This window comes from Brevundimonas sp. Root1279, assembly GCF_001425945.1.
In the GTDB taxonomy this organism is placed as follows: Bacteria; Pseudomonadota; Alphaproteobacteria; order Caulobacterales; family Caulobacteraceae; genus Brevundimonas.
Genome location: NZ_LMEB01000007.1, coordinates 126,252 through 146,699 on the forward strand (window position 1 = coordinate 126,252; position 20,448 = coordinate 146,699).

18 protein-coding genes and 1 tRNA gene are annotated in these 20,448 nt (G+C 68.6%); 5 read left to right on the forward strand and 14 right to left on the reverse strand.

Annotation, left to right across the window (positions count from 1 at the left end; all coding sequences use genetic code 11):
- Window positions 1-58 precede the first annotated feature (58 nt).
- Window positions 59-1,183: an aromatic ring-hydroxylating oxygenase subunit alpha gene (locus tag ASC65_RS11330; RefSeq protein ID WP_056453081.1), complete on the forward strand. Its 1,125-nt coding sequence runs from the start codon at window positions 59-61 to the stop codon at window positions 1,181-1,183.
- A 21-nt stretch (window positions 1,184-1,204) separates the two neighbouring features.
- Here ASC65_RS11330 and ASC65_RS11335 read toward each other — a convergent pair whose 3' ends face one another.
- The 4 genes from ASC65_RS11335 to ASC65_RS11350 form a co-directional block, all read right to left on the reverse strand.
- On the reverse strand, window positions 1,205-2,419 hold the full coding sequence (locus tag ASC65_RS11335) for a carbohydrate porin (RefSeq protein ID WP_156459643.1): 1,215 nt from the start codon (window positions 2,417-2,419) through the stop codon (window positions 1,205-1,207).
- Between the two features lie 191 nt (window positions 2,420-2,610).
- Window positions 2,611-4,203 carry a CoA transferase gene (locus tag ASC65_RS11340; RefSeq protein WP_056453086.1) on the reverse strand — a complete coding sequence of 531 codons (1,593 nt, stop codon included), beginning with the start codon at window positions 4,201-4,203 and terminating at the stop codon, window positions 2,611-2,613.
- Between the two features lie 232 nt (window positions 4,204-4,435).
- Entirely contained in the window at window positions 4,436-5,095 is a 660-nt protein-coding gene (locus ASC65_RS11345; RefSeq protein WP_056453089.1) for a TetR/AcrR family transcriptional regulator, read from the reverse strand.
- Window positions 5,096-5,325: 230 nt separating this feature from the next.
- Complete coding sequence (locus ASC65_RS11350) at window positions 5,326-7,158, reverse strand: cation:proton antiporter domain-containing protein (protein WP_056453092.1); 1,833 nt, start codon at window positions 7,156-7,158, stop codon at window positions 5,326-5,328.
- A 306-nt stretch (window positions 7,159-7,464) separates the two neighbouring features.
- On the opposite strand from ASC65_RS11350, the gene ASC65_RS11355 reads away from it, so the two are divergent.
- The gene (locus tag ASC65_RS11355) at window positions 7,465-9,606 is read left to right on the forward strand and encodes a M13 family metallopeptidase (RefSeq protein WP_056453095.1); all 2,142 of its coding nucleotides are present in this window, start codon (window positions 7,465-7,467) and stop codon (window positions 9,604-9,606) included.
- Window positions 9,607-10,142: 536 nt separating this feature from the next.
- Here ASC65_RS11355 and hisS read toward each other — a convergent pair.
- The 5 genes from hisS to ASC65_RS11380 form a co-directional block, all read right to left on the reverse strand.
- Window positions 10,143-11,654 carry a histidine--tRNA ligase gene (hisS, locus tag ASC65_RS11360; RefSeq protein WP_056453098.1) on the reverse strand — a complete coding sequence of 504 codons (1,512 nt, stop codon included), beginning with the start codon at window positions 11,652-11,654 and terminating at the stop codon, window positions 10,143-10,145.
- 106 nt (window positions 11,655-11,760) lie between these two features.
- On the reverse strand, window positions 11,761-13,002 hold the full coding sequence (locus ASC65_RS11365; protein ID WP_056453101.1) for a DUF418 domain-containing protein: 1,242 nt from the start codon (window positions 13,000-13,002) through the stop codon (window positions 11,761-11,763).
- 71 nt (window positions 13,003-13,073) lie between these two features.
- Entirely contained in the window at window positions 13,074-13,679 is a 606-nt protein-coding gene (locus ASC65_RS11370; protein WP_056453104.1) for a hypothetical protein, read from the reverse strand.
- Window positions 13,676-14,554 carry a 3-hydroxybutyryl-CoA dehydrogenase gene (locus ASC65_RS11375; protein ID WP_056453107.1) on the reverse strand — a complete coding sequence of 293 codons (879 nt, stop codon included), beginning with the start codon at window positions 14,552-14,554 and terminating at the stop codon, window positions 13,676-13,678. Before ASC65_RS11375 ends, ASC65_RS11370 begins: the two co-directional genes overlap by 4 nt.
- A gap of 126 nt (window positions 14,555-14,680) precedes the next feature.
- Window positions 14,681-14,986, reverse strand: a complete 306-nt coding sequence (locus ASC65_RS11380; protein WP_056453110.1) for a YggT family protein — start codon at window positions 14,984-14,986, stop codon at window positions 14,681-14,683.
- Window positions 14,987-15,138: 152 nt separating this feature from the next.
- Between ASC65_RS11380 and ASC65_RS11385 the strand changes: the two genes are divergently transcribed.
- The 3 genes from ASC65_RS11385 (at window position 15,139) to ASC65_RS11395 (ending at window position 16,846) form a co-directional block, all read left to right on the forward strand.
- A tRNA-Ala gene (locus ASC65_RS11385) sits at window positions 15,139-15,214 on the forward strand.
- A 66-nt stretch (window positions 15,215-15,280) separates the two neighbouring features.
- A complete protein-coding gene (gene trhO, locus ASC65_RS11390; protein WP_056453113.1) occupies window positions 15,281-16,252 on the forward strand; it encodes an oxygen-dependent tRNA uridine(34) hydroxylase TrhO in 972 nt (323 codons plus the stop codon).
- 123 nt (window positions 16,253-16,375) lie between these two features.
- On the forward strand, window positions 16,376-16,846 hold the full coding sequence (locus tag ASC65_RS11395; RefSeq protein ID WP_056453117.1) for a hypothetical protein: 471 nt from the start codon (window positions 16,376-16,378) through the stop codon (window positions 16,844-16,846).
- Window positions 16,847-16,910: 64 nt separating this feature from the next.
- On the opposite strand, the gene ASC65_RS11400 is transcribed toward ASC65_RS11395, so the two are convergent.
- From ASC65_RS11400 to ASC65_RS11420, 5 genes are all read right to left on the reverse strand, one after another.
- The gene (locus tag ASC65_RS11400; RefSeq protein WP_056453121.1) at window positions 16,911-17,198 is read right to left on the reverse strand and encodes an HPr family phosphocarrier protein; all 288 of its coding nucleotides are present in this window, start codon (window positions 17,196-17,198) and stop codon (window positions 16,911-16,913) included.
- Window positions 17,195-17,599, reverse strand: coding sequence for a PTS sugar transporter subunit IIA (locus ASC65_RS11405; protein ID WP_056453124.1), 405 nt, complete (start codon window positions 17,597-17,599; stop codon window positions 17,195-17,197). Before ASC65_RS11405 ends, ASC65_RS11400 begins: the two co-directional genes overlap by 4 nt.
- A gap of 89 nt (window positions 17,600-17,688) precedes the next feature.
- The gene (locus ASC65_RS11410) at window positions 17,689-18,120 is read right to left on the reverse strand and encodes an HPr kinase/phosphorylase (protein WP_056453128.1); all 432 of its coding nucleotides are present in this window, start codon (window positions 18,118-18,120) and stop codon (window positions 17,689-17,691) included.
- Window positions 18,117-19,754: a sensor histidine kinase gene (locus ASC65_RS11415; protein WP_056453131.1), complete on the reverse strand. Its 1,638-nt coding sequence runs from the start codon at window positions 19,752-19,754 to the stop codon at window positions 18,117-18,119. The genes ASC65_RS11410 and ASC65_RS11415 overlap by 4 nt, the downstream gene beginning before the upstream one ends.
- Complete coding sequence (locus ASC65_RS11420; RefSeq protein WP_056453134.1) at window positions 19,723-20,427, reverse strand: response regulator transcription factor; 705 nt, start codon at window positions 20,425-20,427, stop codon at window positions 19,723-19,725. The genes ASC65_RS11415 and ASC65_RS11420 overlap by 32 nt, the downstream gene beginning before the upstream one ends.
- Window positions 20,428-20,448: the final 21 nt, after the last annotated feature.

Here is a 20,448-nt window from a genome sequence, read left to right on the forward strand (position 1 = left end):
GGCGCGAATGGATGCAGCCGGTCAAGACTTCGCGAAAGCAGGCCGCTAGACTGACCCCATGACGCCTGCCGACAGCGCCCCTTCGCCCACCTCGTCCACGCCCGAAGCCAAGGCCCCGCCCACCGCCTTCGGCAAGGGCTTCGTCCAGGACGCCTGGTATTTCGTGGCCCTGGCCCGCGACGTGAAGCCGACTTCGCTGAAGCGCTACGAGCTGCTCGGCGAGCCGGTCCTGATCGGCCGCACCAAGGCCGGCCAGGTCTTCGCCATGCGCGACATCTGCCCGCACCGCGCCGCCCCTCTGTCGGCCGGCCGCGTCGTCGACAAGCCCGGCGAGGGCGAGACGGTCGAGTGCTGCTACCACGGTTGGCGTTTCCGCCCCGACGGCGTCTGCGCCGCCATTCCCTCCCTGGTCGAGGACCAGGCCTATGAACCCGAGCGGATCCGCGTCCGCGCCTATCCGGTGCGCGAGAGCCAGGGGATGGTTTTCGCCTGGGTCGCCTCGGACCCGCGCAATCCCTCCGAGCCCGACCATGAGCCGCCGCAGTTCCCCGGCGTGGTCGGCGGCGACGCCAAACTGGTCGAGTGGATGGATTTCGAGAGCCACATCGACCACGCCGTCGTCGGCCTCATGGACCCGGCCCACGGCCCCTTCGTGCACCAGCAGTGGTGGTGGCGCTCGGCGCATTCCATGCACGAGAAGGCCAAGGCCTTCGAGCCGCGCGAGCAGGGCTTCTCCATGGTCCGCCACGCCCCGTCCTCGAACAGCCGGGCCTACAAGCTGCTGGGCGGCGCCCCGGCCACCGAGATCACCTTCCGCCTGCCCGGCTACCGGTGGGAGCACATCCAGGTCGGCCCGAAGCAGGTCCTGGCCCTGACCTGCCTGACCCCGATCACCGAGACCAGGACCCGGATCACCCAGATCTTCTGGTCCGACCACTGGATCTTCAACGTCGCCAAGCCCTTCCTGCGCATGGGCGTGGTCGCCTTCCTCAAGCAGGACGGCGGCATGGTGAACCTGCAGAACGAAGGCCTGCGCTACGACCCGGCCCTGATCTGGATCGACGACGCCGACAAACAGGCCAAATGGTACCAGCAGCTGAAGCGCGAATGGATCAAGGCGCGGACGGAGGGTCGCCCGTTCGCGAACCCGGTCAAGGCGACGACGCTGCGGTGGAAGAGCTGAGGCGGGCGAACAGTCGCCAGATCAGAAAGTGACGCGCGCCCGCACGCTGAGGACGGTCATGGAATCCCTCGTCGGGTAGAGCGTTGGATTCAGCACGACCTGCAGGACCGGAGTCAGGGCCAGGTTCTCGGTCAGATGATACCGATAGAAGACCTCGGTGGTGTACTGACTGTCGAGGAAGTCGGCCGCAGGGCTGGTCCAACCGCCGGCGAAACCAAACAGGTCAGACGGGGCGTTGGGATGCCGCCAGCCGAAGCCGGCGCTCAGATTCCGGTCCGCCAGCCAGCCGTCTGACCAGCCGCCGCGCACAAACCACATGAAGTCCTCCCCCGCCATGAAGTTGGCGTTGAAGGCGAAACCGTAGGCGCGCGGGCTGCCGTCATTCAGGGCGTCCCGGTACCAACTGGTGATATGGAAATTATTCCGGTCCATCGGCCCGCGCGCATGGATCGGCGCACCGCGTCCCGACAGGCCGCTCCAACCGGTTTCGAAGAAGTAGAATTTGGCGTCCTCGCCAAAGAAGTCGTCGATAGTCCAGCCCGTGTCGCTGCTGTAGGGCGTGAAGACGCCGCCCTTCAGGTAGAGTCCGCCCTCGGTGGGGAAGGCGGCCGCGACGCCGCCGAATCCGCGCAGCGGCACGGCGATGGTCGGACTGGTCGAGAACTGCAGGCTGAGGAATTGCCGGTTGTCGTCAAAGAACGGATAGGCGTTGACGAAGTTGGGCGCGAAGAGCTTGCCTACGGCGTACTGGAAGCGGTTGTCGGCAAGGTTCTGCCGGACGTACGCCTGGGTGATCCCGAGGCTGAAGTCGCCCCAGGTCGCCGCCGTGGGCACTGCCGACCCCGCGCCGATTCCGGCCTGCAGGGGCGCCAGGTCCGTGAACAGCGGCCGCCGGTCCTCGACCGCCATGTCGAACGTCAGTGCGTTGGGCTGGCCGCGGTTCGTCAGCGCGTAGGACAGGTTGAAGGTGAATTTGCTGCCGACGGCGTTGTGTTCGTCGATCCGGCTGTCCGAATAGTTCTGCCAGAGCATGCCCCACGACCCGCCGATGGTCAGGCCGTGCCGCTCGGTCAGTCCCTGTTTCCAGGTGAACCACGGTGCAAGCGCTGTGGCTCGCCGCGGCCCCGGCGGTCCATCGGGTTCAAGATCCCCCTCGACCGACATCGTCGACTCGAGAAGTTCGGGATAGAGGGGCTCGTCCTCGGGATCCTGGACGGAAGGAAGGTGGGGAGCCACCGCGGTCGGATCAGGCGGAGGCCCCGGTTCCGGTTGCGTGACTACCGGAAGGTCAGCACCACCATCTGCGAGCCCGACGATGTCCTGGGCCCGCGCCGGCGCCGCGGGCGCCAGCACGGCCAGCGCCAAGGCGAGGCAGGAGGCGACCTCCGCCACGCTGCCGATCGCCGCCGGGTGATGTCGTGAGCCCGTCACGCCCAGGCCACCGCATCGCCTCCGCGCACCGCCACGAGCGGCGTGCGCCAGCGCCCCGGTGTGCGTTCGAGCTTCACCTGTGGCCCAAGGCGCCGCACTTCGCCGTATGGGGTCTGGGCCACCAGGATTTCGGGCGAGATCAGTCGATTGTCGGGCCCCGACAGGTCAAATGCCGTGTCTGGGAAACGGCCGAGGCTGGCGTACCACATGGCTGCCCGCGTCAGGCTGACCCGGACGTGATAGCTGCCGCCCTCGCGTGCGCGCCGACGCAGTGCGGCGATCACGCCGCAAGCGCCGAGGTAGCCGGCGATATAGTCGTTCATGACGAGCGTCGGGGGGAAACGCGGCACGCCTCCGCCGCCGCCCTCCTCCAGCGTGAAGCCTGACACGGACAGGCCTTCCATGTCGAAGCCGCCACGGGTCGCCCAGGGGCCGCTCGCGCTGTTGGGATTGCCGGAAAGGTAGACCAGTCCGCGGTGACCGGCAGCGAGTTCCTCCGCGCCGAAGCCCAAACGATCGAGGGCGCCGACACGGAAATTCTCAACGAACACGTCGGCCTGCGGCACCAGACCCTTGAGCCGCTTGTTCTGGTCGGGATTGCGAAGGTCGACAAAGGTCGACCGCATGCCGACGTTGACGTCGACGACCATCGCCTCGTGCTCGAACGCCTGGTCGCGAGCGACATGCAGAACCTGCGCCCCGTATTCGGCCAGCGTGCGCGACGCGCATGTGCCGGCGATGACGTGGGTGTTGGAAAGCACCCGCAGACCCGACAGCGGCTGGGCCGGGTTGGGCGACCAGGGGACCGGCTCGCCGTCAGCGATCTTGATGATCTCGATAAGGGGCGTGCGCGCCAGCACCTGGCCTTCCGGATGCGCCAGCCATTCCTCCCGCGTCCGGTGCACCACCCCGACACCGCCGGCGGCGTTCAGCTCTTCTTCGAACTCGAACGCGTCGACCTGCTTCAGCGCCCGGACGATGTTGTCGCGCCCCGGGAGGGACTTCATCGTCGTGAGGGCGCGCTCATTGAGGTGCGGATAGGCGCCGGTCACGTTCAGGAACCGGCCGTCGCGCGTTTCGAAGGGCACGAAGGTCAGCGGATTGCCGAGCCCCAGCGGCGCCTGGAGCATGAGCCCGTTCACCGTGGGGATCACGAAATCACGGGGGATGGCGTCCGCGGCCGGGACGGTGCCGTCGCGCTGCGCCATCAACAGGATCGCGCCGATGAGCGGGTTCACATTGTAGACGGATTCCCGCAGGTCGACCGTCAGGTCCTGCGCCTCGCCGGTTCTCTCACGCCAGATGGCGGCCGCGCCCAGTCCTGCGCCCATGGCGGCGATCGCCATGCAGGAGCCGACGCGGAAATGGCTTCGGATGATCGGATCGGCGCCTGTGAACGTGACCTTCCCGCCGGCGTCGGAGGCCCCACCGCCGATGTCGCGCATGAACCCGGCGAACACCTGATCGATATCGAAGTCGGCCTGAACCGCTGCGTGCGCCGGCAGCGAATCCGCAAGCAGGCCGCCCGCAACGGCCAGACCGCCCGTCTGGATCACAGTGCGCCGCGTGAATTGGTCTGACCCGATCATCCGCTTTCCACCCATCTGCGCTGTTGGGGGAGCAATCCTCGGAAGCCAATCGAAGGTCCATCAGGTGTTCACCCGAGGACGCCCGCGATCAGCCGCCATTGGCCTAGCGGCGATCATCAAGCCACATGGCGAAAAAATAGGCCGCGACGGGGGCGTCGCGGCCTTGGCAGTGGTGGTGGTTTCAGGACCGTTGCAAGAAGCGCGCCGGAACGGCTCCGCTTGCCGCCGCGGGTTACTGGCGCGCCAGCGCCCCGGCGAGGATCACGTCGATCTGCTTGCCCATGCGCTCGGCCAGCTGGTCGCTGGTCCAGCCGTCGTAGGCGGCCTGGCGGTAGTTCGACAGATAGGCGCCGTAGATCAGCTCGCTGAGCAGGCGCACGTCGGCGTCCTGGCGCAGCTCGCCCTCGCGGACGCCGGCCTGCAGGGCGTCGGTGACGACCGAAACCAGCGGCTTGATGGCGGCGCGGACGCGCATTTCGGCGGCGACCGGCTGGAACCACGAGCGGGCGATGACCGCCTGCACCAGCGGCAGCTGCTCGAGCGACGAGTGATAGGCGGCGCTCAGCGCGGCCAGCAGACGCGTGCGGACCGAGCCTTCGGTCTGGGCGGCCGCCTTCATGACCTCGGCCAGGGCGACCATGTCGGTCGCCAGCACGGCTTCGAACAGCTCGGCCTTGTCCTGGAAGTTCGCGAAGACCGCGCCGGTCGACATGCCGGCGCCCTTGGCGATGTCGCGAATGGTGGCGGGCTCATAGCCGCGCTCGGCGAACAGCTGGCGGGCGGCGTCCAGAACCTTCTGGCGCGTGCGGACCTTGGCCGCCTGACGGCGGTTCAGGCGCGGGGCCTGGGTTTCGGTTTCGGTTTCGGGGGTAGGCAGGGCGATGTCTCGCATGAAAACGGTTACTCGACTAACGGCGGGACAACAGGCCCGCTATCGAAAAACGACCGCCGAAGCGATGGGGAGGGGAAACGGACGGGGAGGTCCGCGGCGTCTTACGACTAATGGATCAGTCATCACGCAACGATGACCAAAATGGGGTAGGCAGGTTAACGGACCTGTCTGAAAGGATGATAACTTCGCCTTTGTGTCCCGGACCGGGTCACGAACCGGCGGTCGGCGCGTCATGAGCGCTGGGTCGAGCGCAGGGCGCGCGGGCGTCTGGCGGGTGCGTCGTCGGGCATGGCCTCCTGGAACAGTTTGCGGAAACGGTCACGGCGTTCGTGGATCGAGGCCAGGACCAGGCCCATCGGCACGCCCAGATCGACCAGGGTGTTCTCGGCCAGCTGCAGGCTGGCCTCCGTCGTCTCGGGCACCGCGTCGGTGACGCCCAGACGATACAGCCGCTCGGCGTGGCGCGAGTCGCGGGCGCGCGCGATCAGGATGACCTCGGGGCGGGCCGAGCGCACCGCCGCCACCACCTCGTCGACCTTGGTCGGGGCGTCCATGGTCACCACCACCGCCCGCACCGACTCGATGCCGCACTTGTCCAACATGTCGGCCCGGGCCGCATCGCCATAGAAGACGTTGGAGCCCTCGGCCCGGCCCTTGGCCACGGTCACTGCGTTGGCGTCCAGGGCCATGAAGGACTGGCCGTGCTCATGGAGCATCTCGCCGACCAGCCGGCCGACCCGGCCGAAACCGACGATCAGCACCTCGCCGTGGGCCCCGGACGGAACCAGGGCCTCGGGGGGCAGGTCCGGCTGCGCCGGGGCGACCTTACGCAGCAGCCGATCCGCGATCAGGGCCATCAGCGGCACGCTGAACATGCTGATCGTCGCCGCCACCAGAATGGTCTGGGTGAAGGCCGGCGACGCGATGCCCTCGACCAGGCCGGCCCCCAGGATGACGAAGGCGAACTCCCCGGCCGGACCGAGGACCAAGGCCGTCTCGATGGCGTTGCGGTTCTTCACGCCCCAGGCCCGCGCCGCGCCGTAGATGATCCCGGCCTTGAGCAGGGTCAGCCCCGCCGCCAGGCCGAACACCGCCGCCGGATCGGCGGCCACGGCGTCGAGGTCCAGGGCGATGCCGACGCCCACGAAGAAGACCCCCAGCAGCAGCCCCTTGAAGGGCTCGATCGAGACCTCGACCTCGCGGCGGAATTCGGTCTCGGCCAGCAGCAGGCCGGCGACCAGGGCGCCCAGGCTCATCGACAGGCCCGCCGCCTGCGCCGCCAGGCCGGCCCCGACCACCACCAGCAGGCTGGCGGCCACGAACAGCTCCTGCCCCTGCCCCTTGGAGCGCGCCTTGGCCACGGAGCGGAACATCGGCCGCAGCACCAGCCGGCCGAGGACGACGATCAGGGCCAGGCCGATGGCCGCGGGCACCAGGGTGAACAGGGCCGGGCCCAGCACCGAGGGGTCGAACTCCCCGGCCGGCGTCACCCCTTCCTGGGCCATCGCGGCCAGCACGGTGACGGTGATCAGGATCGGCGCCACGGCCAGGTCCTGGGCCAGCAGAATGGAGAAGGTCGCCCGGCCCGTCGCGCCCCCCAGCCGCCCGCGCTCGGCCATCACCGGCATGACCACGGCGGTCGACGACAGCGCCAGGCCCATGCCCAGCACCGCCGCCGAGACCAGCGGCTGGCCCATCAGCATCAACACGGCGGCGATGCCCACCGTGCACAGCACGACCTGGGTCAGCCCCAGGCCGAAAACCATCTTGCGCATGGCCTTGAGCCGCTCCCACGACAGCTCCAGCCCGATCATGAACAGCAGGAAGGCGACGCCCAGTTCGGACAGCGACCGGATCTGCTGGGCGTCGGAAATGGTCAGCGTGCCGAGCCAGGGCGCGCGATCTGCGAAGCGCGCCAGCCCGTCCGGACCCAGCAGCACCCCGGCGGCCAGGAAGCCCAGCACGGGGCTGATCTTCAACCGATTGAACAGCGGCACGACCACCCCGGCCGCAGCCAGGAAGACGATCAGGTCCTTGTACTCGCCGCCGCCGTGCGCTGCCATCCGAACTCCCGTGGGTCACGATCGCAGCCGACCCCGCGGCCTGTGCCGTGAAGCGCTCACCTGTCGATCGTGATTATATGGGGAGCCTAATGGCTGCGGTTTCCGCACTGCAAGCGTTTCGCAACAGCGATCTTCAAAGATGCGTGCGCAGGGTCGTGAGCCCCGCCTGCTTCAGCCTTTGGCTGAAACGACGCGCGCGCGGGAAGTCCGTCGCTTCATGACAAAAAATTCAGACGACAGGCCGGGTCCGCGGCGTAAGGGTCGCCGCCGGCCCGTCCAAAGCGACGGAAAGTCGAGGGAAACTGAATGAAGAAGCTGCTCATCGGCGCCGCGGTCGGCGCCCTGCTCCTGCCTGCCGCGCCCGCCCTGGCTCAGCATTTCGCCGACGACGGCCATGACCACGCCTGCGTGGACGAGGCCTGCACCGTGTTCGAACTGTTCCAAGCCCCGGGCGAAGGCGCCACCGTCCTGGGCTATCAGGGCACCGACGCGCCGAAGTACGGAACTTGGGGCTTCGACCTCAACGGGCGCGACACCTCGGTGAACCCGGGCGACAGCTTCATGCGCTACGCCAACGGCGCTGCGCTGGATCGTCTGCAGATCCCGTCGGACAAGACCTCCTACGGCTCCTTCAACCTGCTGCGCGAATTGTCCGACAACCGCGTCAAAGGCATGATCGAAGGCCTGGTGGCCCGCACCGATCTGGCCGCCGGCTCCGATGAGCAGAAGATCGCCGACGCCTACCGCGCCTATATGGACGAGGCCCGCATCGAGCAGTTGGACGCCCAGCCGCTGCAGCCCTACCTGGCCGCCATCCGCGCCGCCGACACCCACGACAAGGCCGCGCTCTACATGGGTCAGACCCAGGGCCGCTTCGGCGGTTCGATCTTCGGCACCGGCATCACGACCGACCAGAAGGCCCCGACCCGCTACGTCGTCTCGACCGGCCAGTCGGGCCTCGGTCTGCCGAACCGCGACTACTATCTGGACGCCCGTTTCGCGGACAAGAAAGAGAAGTACCAGGCCTACGTCGCCCGCATGCTGACCATGGTCGGCTGGGAGAACCCCGAGCAGTCGGCCGCCGACATCGTCGCCTTCGAGACCAAGATCGCCGAAGCCCACTGGACCCCGATCCAGAACCGCAACCGCGACGAGACCTACAACGAGTACACCATCGCCCAGCTGGCGTCGGAGGCTCCGGGCTTCGCATGGCAGGACTACTACTCGGCCATCGGCGTCGGCGACGTGCCGCGCCTGATCGTCCGTCAGGACACGGCCATGCCGAAGATCGCGGCCGTCTATGCCGACACCCCGATCGCCACCATCCAGGCCTGGCAGGCCTTCCACACCACCGACGACGCCGCCGGGGTGATGTCCAAGCGCTTCTCGGACGCCCAGTGGGAGTTCCGCTCGCGGGACCTCAACGGCCAGCCGATGCAGCGTCCGCGCGACAAGCGCGGCATCAGCTTCGCCGAAGGCATGCTCGGTGAAGCCGTCGGCCGCCAGTACGTGGCCGAATACTTCCCGGCCGAGTCCAAGGCCAAGATGGAAGAGCTGGTCGCCAACCTGCGCATCGCGCTCGGCCACCGCATCGAGAACTACAGCTGGATGAGCGCCGAGACCAAGGCGGCGGCCCAGGAGAAGCTGGCCAAATTCACCGTCAAGATCGGCTATCCGAACAAGTGGCGTGACTACTCGGCCCTGCAGATCCGCGCCGACGACCTGTTCGGCAACGCCGAACGCGCCGGCCTCTTCCAGTGGAACTACCAGCTGAACCGCCTGAACCAGCCGGTCGACAAGGCCGAGTGGGGCATGACCCCGCAGACGGTCAACGCCTACTACAACTCGACCAACAACGAGATCGTCTTCCCGGCCGCCATCCTGCAGCCGCCCTTCTTCGATCCGAACGCAGACCCGGCCGTGAACTACGGCGGCATCGGCGGCGTCATCGGCCACGAGATCGGCCACGGCTTCGACGACCAGGGCTCCAAGTCGGACGGCGACGGCGTGCTGCGCAACTGGTGGACCGATGCCGACAAGGCCAATTTCCAGGCCCTGACGACCCGCCTCGGCGCCCAGTACGACGCCTTCGAGCCGATCCCGGGCCACCCGGTCCAGGGCGGCCTGACCATGGGCGAGAACATCGGCGACGCCGCCGGCACGGCGGTCGGCCTTGAGGCCTATCACCTGTCGCTGAACGGCCAGCCTTCGCCGGTCATCGACGGCACCACCGGCGACCAGCGCTTCTTCTACGGCTGGGCCCAGGTGTGGCAGTCGAAATACCGCGAGGACGCGCTGAAGAACCAGATCGCGACCGACCCGCACTCGCCGGCGGAATTCCGCGTCATCGGCCCGCTGCGCAACGTCGACGCCTGGTACGACGCGTTCAACGTCCAGCCCGGTTCGAAATACTACCTGGCGCCGGAAGACCGCGTCCGCATCTGGTAAGCGGACCTCATCGCCGAACGAACGAGGGCCGGAGCGGCGACGCTCTGGCCCTTTTTCATGACTGGCGGAGAGGGCTAGTCGAAAGGACTAGTCCTTCTGGCTGCGTTGCCGTGAAGCTTGAAGCTAAGCAGTGTGAGGACACGAGGCTTTGCTGTTCCGCGGTTCAGCGCCCTCGTCATCCCCGGCGCGCACGCCACCCCGGGGTTGGCGGTCTGGCGTTCGGGCCCCCCTACCATCCGGGCTCCAGACCGCCCTCTTTTTTGCGTTCGTTTCTTGAGTTCAGTTTCGCGTTCGGACGGGGCCGCATCCTGGTCCCATCGGCATCGTCCGGGCACGAAAAAGCCCGCCGCGGGGGATACATCGCGGCGGGCTTTCTTTCGCTCTCTACGGAGCGGACGTTTCCTCCCCGAAACGCCTCCGAAAGGCCGCTGCGTCAGAACGCCGCGTCTTCCGAGTGTCCGCAGAATGACGACATTCCGCCGATCAAGTCAATCAAGCGCCAGGCGAAACGCTTGAAATTCATGACTGATCACTGATCAGTTGGCGTTTTCGACCATGGCGCGAACCGTGGCCACAAGGTCGCCGCGGGCGACCGTCACCTGACCCGGACGCTCGGCCTTCCAGGCCTGGTTATCGGTGATGTCGGCGGCCCGCGCGCGGCCCGCATCGAGATCCTTGATGGTCACCTGGCCGGCCGCGATCTCGTCGCCGCCGAGGATTACGGCGGCAGGAGCATTACGCCGATCGGCGTACTTCATCTGCGCCTTCATCCCGGCCCGGCCGAGGTAGAGCTCGGCGGCCAGACCGGCGCCGCGCAGCTCGGCGACCGCGTTCAGATAGTGCTGCATGTCGGCTTCCGAGAAGACGATCACCACGACCGGGCCGCGAACCGCCTCGCCCATCTCCCGACCCGCGGCGCGCAGGGCCGAGGCAAGGCGCGAGACGCCGAACGAGAAGCCCGTCGCCGGCAGCCGCTCGCCGGTGAAGCGCGCCACCAGGTCATCATAGCGCCCGCCGCCGCCGATCGAGCCGAAGCGCACGGCCCGGCCCTTGTCATCGGTGGTCTCGAGCAGCAGTTCGGCCTCGAACACGGCGCCGGTGTAGTACTCCAGCCCGCGCACGATGGTCGGGTCGAAGCGCACCGCGGCCTCGGGGACCTTCATGGCGTTCAGGGCTCGGTCGATGGCCGCCAGCTCCTCCAGCGCCCCCTCGCCGACCGCGCCCAGGCCCCCGGCCCGCGCCACGGCCTCCAGCGTCCCCGCCCGCGACAGGCCGGCGTCCCCGGCCGAGGCCAGGAAGGCCTCGATGGTCGCGGCCACGCCGATCGGCAGGTTGGCGCCCTTGGTATAGTCGCCGGACTCGTCCATGCGGCCTTCGCCGAGCAGGGCCGAGACCCCGGCCCAGCCCAGGCGGTCGAACTTGTCGATGGCGCGCAGGGCGGTCAGTTTCTGGACCGGATCGGTCACGCCGCCGGCCTCGAACAGGCCGTCGAACAGCTTGCGGTTCGAGACCCGGATCACCGCCTGGTCGGCCGCCAGGCCCGCGGCCTGCAGGCCCTCGCAGGCCATGGCGATGATCTCGGCGTCCGCCTCGGGCCGGTCCGAACCGACGGTGTCGGCGTCGCACTGGACGAACTCGCGGAACCGCCCCGGCCCCGGCTTCTCGTTGCGCCACACCGGCCCGAAGGCGTAGCGGCGGAACGGCTTGGGCAGGGTCTCCCAGTTCTGCGCCGCAAACCGCGCCAGGGGCGCGGTCAGGTCGTAGCGCAGCGCCATCCACTCGCCATTGCCCTCTTCGTCGGGATCGTCCTGCAGGGCGAAGACGCCCTCGTTGGGACGGTCGGCGTCGGGCAGGAATTTGCCCAGGGCGTCGGCGTATTCGAAGGCCCCCGTATCGAGCGGCTCGAAGCCCCAGCGCTCATAGACCTCGGACACACGCTGCACGAGGCGACGCTCGGCGATCAGGTCGCGGCCGCGACGGTCGGCGAACCCCCGGGGGCTGCGGGCTTCGGGGCGGATGGGGGAGGCGGGAGCGGCGGCGTCAGTCATAGGCGGCTTCTAGAGGGACTAGGGGCTAGGTTCTAGGTGCTAGGGAATGCCTGACGGCCAAGTCCGCCTCACGCCCCCTAGAACCTAACCCCTAGAACCTGGAACCTCACTTCCTCAGCGGCACCATCCGCCCATACGTCAGGCAGCGCCACAGCCACTCCAGCGGCCCCATCTGGAACACCGACAGCCACAACGGCGACCAGATCAGCTGGGCGATCCAGATCGCGCCGACGATCATCCAGAGCCCGCCCGGTCCCCACTGCGGATCGCCGAACCAATGCGGCCCCCAAGGCATGTAGAACAGGCTGGTCATGATCAGCGTCTGGGTCAGGTAGTTGGTGAAGGCCATCCGCCCCACCGGGGCCAGGCGCGCGGTCAGGAAGCGCAGGCCGAAGCGGGTCATCAGGATCAGCATGCTGGCGTAGCCCAGGGTGATGACCCAGGCGAAGCTGGCGCCCACCCCGGCCAGACCTCCCGAGGGCGCCGGCGCACCGTGCGGCGCATTGGCGTCCATCCACTCGAACCAGCCCAGGAAGGCCAGGTTTCCCGCCCCCAGGGCGAAGACCAGCAGATAGACCCAGGTCGGCGACCGACCGGCCAGGAAGCCCGCCTTGAACAGGCCCATGCCCAGCATCATCAGGCCCATGGTGATGGGCAGCAGGCCGATGCTGAACACCTGCAGGAACAGCCAGGCCTTGGCGTTCTCGATGTGCGCGGCGGGGAAGCCGGACCGGTAGAGCTCGATGGTCGCCGCCAGCTGGTCGGCGGTCACCGCCATGGGATTGCCGCCGCCGCCGTCGGCTCCCGCGCCGGCGAACAGGGCCTGGGCCATCATCGCGGCCGCCGCGAACAGGCCGGCGACCAGATTGATGCTCAGCCCGATCCAGATCAGGCGCCGGGCCGACCACGAGCGCATCAGCATCACGATCAGGCCGCAGTAGGCGTAGTGCAGCAGGATGTCGCCGAACCAGAAGGCCAGGCCGTGGATCAGGCCGAACAGGCCCAGGAACAGCAGGCGGCGGAGCAGCAGGCCGCTGCGCGCCTCATCGCCCCGCTCGCCGCCGATCAGGAAGATCGACACCCCGAACAGCATCGAGAACAGCGAGCGGAACTTGTCCTGGAAGAACACCGCCTCGACCCAATGGCCCAGGATGTTGGCCGGGTCATGCGGCCAGGGCGGCGGGATCTCGGTCGCCATCTCCAGCGAGAACGGCCAGGCGAACATCAGGGCGTTGACCGCCAGGATGCCCAGGATGGCCCAGCCACGCAGCACGTCGAGCGTGAAGATGCGATCCTTGGGCGCCACGGGCGCCAACGGCGTCCGGGTCTCGATATCGGTTGCAGTCACGCGGCTCCCCCTGCTGGCGTCACAGCGGGGAGCTTGGCCGAACGGAGTCCGGCCTCAAAGTGAATTCGGGGTCAGTCGCGGTCGGCGTCGCCGGCCCGGTCCGGGTCGCCCTCGCGCTCGCCCATCAGGCCGAGGCGATCGCGCACCTCCGGCTGCGGGGTGAAGGCGATGAAGGCGGCGCAGAAACCGGCCCAAAGGGCGTAGCTGACGCCGATCACCACCGCGATCGGCAGGCCGCCGACGCCGAAGATCAGCAGCGAGGTCTCGCTGCCGCCGATGGCCTCGCCGACGCTCGCGGCGCTGAACCACTGGCGCACCGACTGGAAGATCGCGAACAGGGCCGCCAGACCGGCCGAAAACAGGCCGCCGTAGAACATGAAGCGCCAGATCACGCCCAGTCGGGTCGACGGACGGCCGGTGCGCTTGCGTTCCTTGTCCAGCACCCAAAGGCCCGCCGGCACGATCAGCAGGCCGAGGAACAGCACCCGCAGGCGCCAGTCGACCTCCAGGCCCGGCAGCCAGTTGACCGGCGGCCAGATCGGCAGGGTCAGGACCAGCGGCGGCCACAGCGCTCCGGCGATGGCGGCCAGCGCCAACCGGTGCGGCTCGCGGCGCCACACGACCCGCTCCTGGCCGGGGAAGTCCTCGGGCTTTTCGAGCGTCGGCAGCTGGATCATCGCGTCGGGACCGGGGTCTCGCCGGAATAGTCGTAGAAGCCGCGGCCCGACTTGCGGCCCAGCCAGCCGGCCTCGACGTATTTCACCAGCAGCGGACAGGGCCGGTATTTGCTGTCGGCCAGGCCGTCGTACAGCACGTTCATGATGGCCAGGACGACGTCCAGCCCCATGAAATCGGCCAGCTCCAGCGGGCCCATCGGATGGTTGGCGCCCAGGGTCAGCGCCTTGTCGATCGAACTGACGTTCCCGACGCCCTCGTACAGGGTGTAGATCGCCTCGTTGATCATCGGCACCAGGATGCGGTTGACGATGAAGGCGGGGAAGTCCTCGGCGTTGGTGGTGGTCTTGCCCAGGCTCTCGGCGAAGGCGACCGCGGTCTCGTAGGTCTCGGCCGAAGTGGCGATGCCGCGGATGATCTCGACCAGCTGCATGACCGGCGCCGGCTTCATGAAATGCAGGCCGATGAAGCGCTCCGGCCGGTCCGTCGCGGACGCCAGGCGGGTGATCGAGATCGACGAGGTGTTCGAGGCCAGAAGGGTCTCGGCGCGCAGGTGCGGCACCAGTTCGATCAGGATCGACTTCTTGACCACCTCGTCCTCGACGGCGGCCTCGATGACTAGGTCCGCCTGGCCCGCCTCGGCCAGGTTCCTCGCCGGTCGGATGCGGGCGAGCGTCGCGTCGGCCTCGGCCTGGGTGGTCAGGCCGCGCTGGATGTGCCGGGCCAGGCTGGCGGCGACCGCGGCCTGGGCCTGGGGCACGCGCTCGGCGGCGGCGTCGAAGAGCAGCACCTCATAGCCGCCGGCGGCGACGGTCTGGGCGATGCCCGCCCCCATCTGGCCGGCGCCGATGATGGCGACTGATCGGATCGTAGTCATGAAGTCCGGAAAGCTGGCAGGCGCTCGGCCCGATCGGACCGGCACCCTAGACGGCCTGCGGGCCGGCGCAAGCGTCGAACGGCGCCGGACGCTGCACTGCGGCGCCGCTGTCGCCCGACGGTCACTCTAGCCCAGCACGCCGATCAGGAACGGCGCGCTCAGCCGGTTGAAGATGATCTGCAGGAACTGGATCGCCAGGATCGCCACGACCGGGCTGATGTCGATGCCGCCCAGCGGCGGAATGATCCGGCGGAACGGCGCCAGGATCGGACCGGTGATCGCGTCCAGGAAGCTCGCCACCTGGTTCACGAACCGGTTGCGGTGATTGATGACGTCAAAGGCGAACAGCCAGCTGATGATCGCCGACAGGATGATGGCCCAGGTCATGAGCTGGAGGATGGTGTTGACCAGCCAGACGATGGCGTAGCCCATGAATCAGCGCTCCCGGAGTTGAGCTTCGCTTCTACCCCGCCCGCACCGACAGTCCAAGGACAGACGGACGGCCACGCCCCGACCGCGGCGATCGGGCGCAAAGGTCGTTGACACCCCCGCCCCGCCCCTCGTATGTCGCGCCACCCGGATAAGGGGCCGTAGCTCAGTTGGTAGAGCGCGTCGTTCGCAATGACGAGGTCAGGGGTTCGACTCCCCTCGGCTCCACCATCCTGCTTCGCGCTGGCGCGCTTCGCAGGACGGATCGGCCACCCCCGCACGCCGCGCTACGGTGACATGAGCACTGAGGCCCCTCCCCGTCCTGCCTGCGTCGCCGCCCTGTACCGGTTCGCGCGGATCGACGACCGCGAGGCCGTGCGCGATCGGCTCGAGGCGCTGTGCCGGCCCGAGGTCCGCGGCACCCTGCTGGTCGCCCACGAGGGGCTGAACGGCACCATCGCCGGGCCGCCCGAGGCGATCCAGCGCGTGCTCGACGGCATCCGCGCCCTGCCCGGCTTCGCCGAGCTGGACGTCAAATTCTCCGAGGCGGCGGCCATGCCCTTCTACCGCATGAAGGTGCGCATCAAGGCCGAGATCGTGACCATGGGCGAGCCGGACCTGGATCCGGCGACCGAGGCGGGGACCTATGTCTCGCCGGCCGAGTGGAACGCCCTGATAGCCGATCCCGACACCATCGTCATCGACACCCGCAACGACTACGAGGCCGACGTCGGCGCTTTCGCAGGCGCAATCCAGCCTAACACCCGCAGCTTCCGCGACTTTCCCGACTGGTTCCGCAGCGAGGGCCGCGCCCTGCTGGACCGGCCCAGAGACGGATCGGGCCCGCCCAAGGTCGCCATGTACTGCACCGGCGGCATCCGCTGCGAGAAGGCCACCGCCTTCCTCAAGGCCGAGGGCGTCCAGGACGTCCACCACCTCGAGGGCGGCATCCTGCGCTACCTCGAGACCACGCCCGAGGCCGACAGCCTGTGGCGCGGCGAATGCTTCGTCTTCGACGAGCGGGTCGCCGTCGGCCACGGCCTGAGCGAAGGCAGCCACACCCTGTGCCGCGGCTGCCGCATGCCCGTCAGCGAAGCCGGCCGCGCCTCCCCGCGCTATGTCGAGGGGGTCTGCTGCGAGCGCTGCCACGACGCCCGCTCCGAGGAGCAGCGGGGCCGCTATCTGGAACGGGCCCGCCAGATGGAGATCGCCGCCCAGCTGGGCATCGACCACGTCGGCGCGGTCCTGCCGGACCGGTCGAAGACCTGAAGCGCACGGACGCCACACCGGCCACACGAAATCTGACGACGGCGTTCGCTGAACTTGACGGACGACCGGCTTGGGATACTGCTTGGGGCGGGCTGTTAACGATTTGGATCTGGGGAAATACCGATGAACCGCATCATGCTGAGCGCACTGGCGCTCGTCGCCGTGGCGGCTGCGCCCGGCGTGTCGGCCGCGCAGACGGCCAGTCGCACCGCCAACTATGGCGAAGTCTATCTGAGCGCCGGCTTCACGCCGGATCCGCACGCGATCAACCTGACCGCCGGCGGCTCGATCGACGCCTATACCGACACCGACCTGCCGGGCGCCTGCGTCGGCAACATCTCGGACGCGCCGGACTATGAGGTGACCTACAGCGCCGGTTCGCTGCCGCTGGTGTTCCGCACCCTGTCCTCGACCGACACCACCCTGATCATCAATGCGCCGAACGGCTCGTGGTACTGCGACGACGACAGCTGGGGCGACGGCGACGCCGAGGTGCGCTTCAACAAGCCCCAGAGCGGCACCTACGACGTCTGGATCGGCACCTTCGGCGGCGGCACCGCCTCGGCCCGCCTGATCGTCACCGAAACGCCGTAGGGCCCGCGCCTCACGCCAGGATCGAACAGCGCCCCGACGGTCCGCCGTCGGGGCGTTTTCGCGCTCAGTTCTCTTCGTCGAAGCGGCGTGCGACCAGATCGGTCAGGGCGGCCACGGCGGCCTCGGCCTCAGGCCCTTCGGCCTCGATCTCGATGGCGCAGCCGTTGCCGGCCCCGAGCATCAGCAGGCCCATGATCGACAGGGCGTCGACGGTGACCCCGTCGCGGGTGACCTTGATCTCGGCGTCGAAGCTCGAGGCGGTCTTGACGAATTTGGCGCTGGCCCGGGCGTGTAGGCCGCGGCTGTTGCAGATGTCGGCCGTCGCCGCCGTCTTCCCTGCGACCGCGCTCATTTCTCGCCCTGCAGGACCCAGCTGGCGACCGAGATGTATTTCCGGCCGGCGTCCTGGGCGTGCGCCACACAGGTCTCCAGCGGTTCGCGGCCGCGGACGCTGGCCAGTTTGATCAGCATAGGCAGGTTCAGGCCCGCGATCACCTCGGCGTGGGTCTCCTCCATCACCGAGATGGCCAGGTTCGAGGGTGTTCCGCCGAACATGTCGGTCAGCAGGATGACGCCCTCGCCGTCGTCGACGGCGCGCGCGGCGTCGACGATGTCGCGCCGGCGGCGCTCCATGTCGTCCTCGGGACCGATGCAGATCGCGGCCACGCCGCGCTGCGGGCCGACCACGTGCTCCATGGCCGACAGAAATTCGGAGGCCAGGCCTCCGTGGGTGACGATCACCAGCCCGATCATGAAGGCATCACCAAGACTCGCGCCCCCGCGTGTCGTCCGTCCATTGGACAGGCCGCAAGCCGGGCGAGATAGCCCAACTCCGCCTCCGGTTAAAGCCGGGCGAGGGCGACCGCGACCTTTTCGACCGTGGATACCTCGAACCCGTTGAGCCGCAGCAGCGGCAGGCGCACCCCCTCGATGTCCCGCCACGCGGGCTCAGGCAGGCGTTCGACCGGTCCGTCGACGGGCTCCACCTCCATCCACAGGCGTGTGACGCCAAGAGCGCGCTCGGCGACGATTCCGACCCCGCGGACCTCCATCCGGCCGGCGATGGTCTCCGGCGCGACCGCGTAGAGCGCTCCGCCCGAGGCGAAGACATGGGTGTAGTCGTCCGACACCAGGGACCAGCCCCGACCGATCAGGCGCAGGGCCAGATCGCTCTTGCCCGCCCCGGCCGGTCCGGTGATCAGCACCGCGCGCCAGCCGAAACCGGGCAGCCACTGCGCCACTGTGGTGCCGTGCAGGGGCTGGCGGCCGCTCATGGCCGACGGCTCACGGGAATGACGGCGGGCAGGGCGACCTCGAAGCGGGCGCCGGTGATCTCGCCGTCCGCACGCTGCATGTTCTGGGCCCAGACTCGGCCGCCGTGCGCCTCGACGATCTGGCGCACGATGGACAGGCCCAGCCCGGAGTTGCCGCCGAAGGCCGCCCCCTTGGGCCGCGAGGTGTAGAAGCGCTCGAACACCGTCTCCAGGTTCTCGGCCGGAATGCCCGGCCCGGCGTCCTCGACCCGCACGTGCACCGGCCGGTCGAAGTCCAGCTCGTCGCGGAAGAGGCTGACCTTCACCGTGCCGCCCGGCGCGCTGAACGAGCGGGCGTTGTCGATCAGATTACGGAACACCTGCCCCAACGGCCCGTCGCGGCCGCGCACGAAGGCGTGCTCCAGCGCCTCGGACGAGAAGGTCACATGCGCCCCGTCTGGCTTGATGCCCGCCTCATACACCCCGACGATCTCGTTCAGCAGCACGGTCAGGTCGATGATCCGCGGCCGCTCGCGGTTCAGTTCGGCGTCGAGGCGCGAGGCGTTGGAGATGTCGGTGATCAGACGATCGAGGCGCCGTACGTCGTTCTGCAGCAGGGCGGTCAGTCGCTCGCGCTGCTCGTCGGTCTTGACCAGCGGCAGGGTTTCCAGCGCAGAACGGATCGAGGTCAGCGGATTCTTGATCTCGTGGCTGACGTCGGCGGCGAAGCGTTCGATGGCGTCCATCCGGTCCGACAGGGTCTCGGTCATGGTCTCCAGAGAACGCGCGAGATCGCCGATCTCGTCCTTGCGACCCTCCAGATCCGGCAGGGAGATGGCCCGCGACCGCTGCAGGCGAACCTCGTCGGCCGCCGCCGACAGCCGCATCACCGGCCGCGCCACGAACAGGTGCAGCAGCAGGGACGACAGCAGGGACACGAACAGAGCCACCAGGGCGAAGGGCATCAGCGCCCGGCGCTGCGCCGCCAGGGTCTCGTCGACGTCCCCGGCCTCCAGCGTCAGCACGCCCAGCACCTGCTCGACGTGACGCACCGGGATCGACACCGAGACCACCCGGTCGCCGTTTTCGGACAGGCGGACGCCCGCCTGCTGCACCCCGTCCAGCGCGGCCTCGACCTCGGCGGCCAGCGCCGCATGGGCCTTGTCCAGCTGCTCGGCGTCCTCCTTGTCGGCCTCGGGATCGACCGCGCGCGGCGGCGTGCCGGCGGGCAGGGCCGGCGGCAGGGGCTCGCCCGGGATGGCCTCTGTGACCTCATAGCTGTCGGCGACGGGAATGCCGTCGACGTCGAACAGCCGCGCCCGCTGCCCTGCCGGGATGAAGTTGTCGCGCAGCCAGCGGCTGGCCTCGATGGAGTCGAGATAGGGCGTCGGCGCCCCGCGGGTGACGCCGATCTGTTCCTCGCCCAGCACCTGGACCAGCAGCTCGCCCTGCGCCGTCAGCGTCTCCTGTCGCGCCTCGATCAGGCCGCGCCGCCATTCGTTCAGCAGCAGGGCGCCGACGAACAGGATCAGCAGGCTGAGCAGATTCAGCGCGAGGATCAGCCCGCCGAGCCGCGAGCCCCCGAAACGCCGGACGCGCCGCGGACGGTCGTCGTCGGCGGGTTCAGCTCTCGCGGTAACGGTATCCAACGCCATACAGGGTCTCGATGGCGTCGAACTCGGGGTCGACCACCCGGAATTTCTTCCGCATGCGCTTCACGTGGCTGTCGATGGTGCGGTCGTCGACATACACCTGATCGTCGTAGGCGGCGTCCATCAGGTTGTCGCGGCTCTTCACGAAGCCGGGGCGCTGGGCCAGGGCCTGCAGCAGCAGGAATTCGGTCACCGTCAGCTTCACCGGACGGCCGTCCCAGGTGCATTCGTGGCGGGCCGGGTCCATCGACAGCTTGCCGCGCTTGATCGCCTTGGAGGCGCTCTCCCCCAGGGCCTCGGGCTCGCCGCCGTCGATGCCGCTGCGGCGCAGCAGGGCCTTCACCCGCTCGATCAGCAGGCGCTGGCTGAACGGCTTGTGGATGTAGTCGTCGGCGCCGAGGTTGAAGCCGAGGATCTCGTCGATCTCCTCGTCCTTGGACGTCAGCATGATGACCGGGATGGCGGAGGTCTGGCGCAGGCGGCGCAGCACCTCCATCCCGTCCATGCGGGGCATCTTCACATCAAGGATGGCCAGGTCCGGCGGGCTGGCCTCCAGCGCCTCCAGACCCGCGGCCCCGTCATGGTAGGCCGTGATCTTGTGCCCATGGCTTTCCAGGGCGAGCGACACGGAAGCGACGATGTTCTCGTCGTCGTCGACCAGGGTGATATTGGCCAAGGCGGTCTCCTCGCAGGCTTC

What these genes read in the sequence shown, in the direction of transcription:
- ASC65_RS11330 (WP_056453081.1), top strand. Translation starts at nt 59, where the DNA reads ATGACGCCTGCCGACAGCGCCCCTTCGCCCACCTCGTCCACGCCCGAA.
- ASC65_RS11340 (WP_056453086.1), bottom strand. Translation starts at nt 4,203, where the DNA reads ATGATCGGGTCAGACCAATTCACGCGGCGCACTGTGATCCAGACGGGC.
- ASC65_RS11345 (WP_056453089.1), bottom strand. Translation starts at nt 5,095, where the DNA reads ATGCGAGACATCGCCCTGCCTACCCCCGAAACCGAAACCGAAACCCAG.
- ASC65_RS11350 (WP_056453092.1), bottom strand. Translation starts at nt 7,158, where the DNA reads ATGGCAGCGCACGGCGGCGGCGAGTACAAGGACCTGATCGTCTTCCTG.
- ASC65_RS11355 (WP_056453095.1), top strand. Translation starts at nt 7,465, where the DNA reads ATGAAGAAGCTGCTCATCGGCGCCGCGGTCGGCGCCCTGCTCCTGCCT.
- hisS (WP_056453098.1), bottom strand. Translation starts at nt 11,654, where the DNA reads ATGACTGACGCCGCCGCTCCCGCCTCCCCCATCCGCCCCGAAGCCCGC.
- ASC65_RS11370 (WP_056453104.1), bottom strand. Translation starts at nt 13,679, where the DNA reads ATGATCCAGCTGCCGACGCTCGAAAAGCCCGAGGACTTCCCCGGCCAG.
- ASC65_RS11375 (WP_056453107.1), bottom strand. Translation starts at nt 14,554, where the DNA reads ATGACTACGATCCGATCAGTCGCCATCATCGGCGCCGGCCAGATGGGG.
- ASC65_RS11380 (WP_056453110.1), bottom strand. Translation starts at nt 14,986, where the DNA reads ATGGGCTACGCCATCGTCTGGCTGGTCAACACCATCCTCCAGCTCATG.
- trhO (WP_056453113.1), top strand. Translation starts at nt 15,281, where the DNA reads ATGAGCACTGAGGCCCCTCCCCGTCCTGCCTGCGTCGCCGCCCTGTAC.
- ASC65_RS11395 (WP_056453117.1), top strand. Translation starts at nt 16,376, where the DNA reads ATGAACCGCATCATGCTGAGCGCACTGGCGCTCGTCGCCGTGGCGGCT.
- ASC65_RS11400 (WP_056453121.1), bottom strand. Translation starts at nt 17,198, where the DNA reads ATGAGCGCGGTCGCAGGGAAGACGGCGGCGACGGCCGACATCTGCAAC.
- ASC65_RS11405 (WP_056453124.1), bottom strand. Translation starts at nt 17,599, where the DNA reads ATGATCGGGCTGGTGATCGTCACCCACGGAGGCCTGGCCTCCGAATTT.
- ASC65_RS11410 (WP_056453128.1), bottom strand. Translation starts at nt 18,120, where the DNA reads ATGAGCGGCCGCCAGCCCCTGCACGGCACCACAGTGGCGCAGTGGCTG.
- ASC65_RS11415 (WP_056453131.1), bottom strand. Translation starts at nt 19,754, where the DNA reads ATGGCGTTGGATACCGTTACCGCGAGAGCTGAACCCGCCGACGACGAC.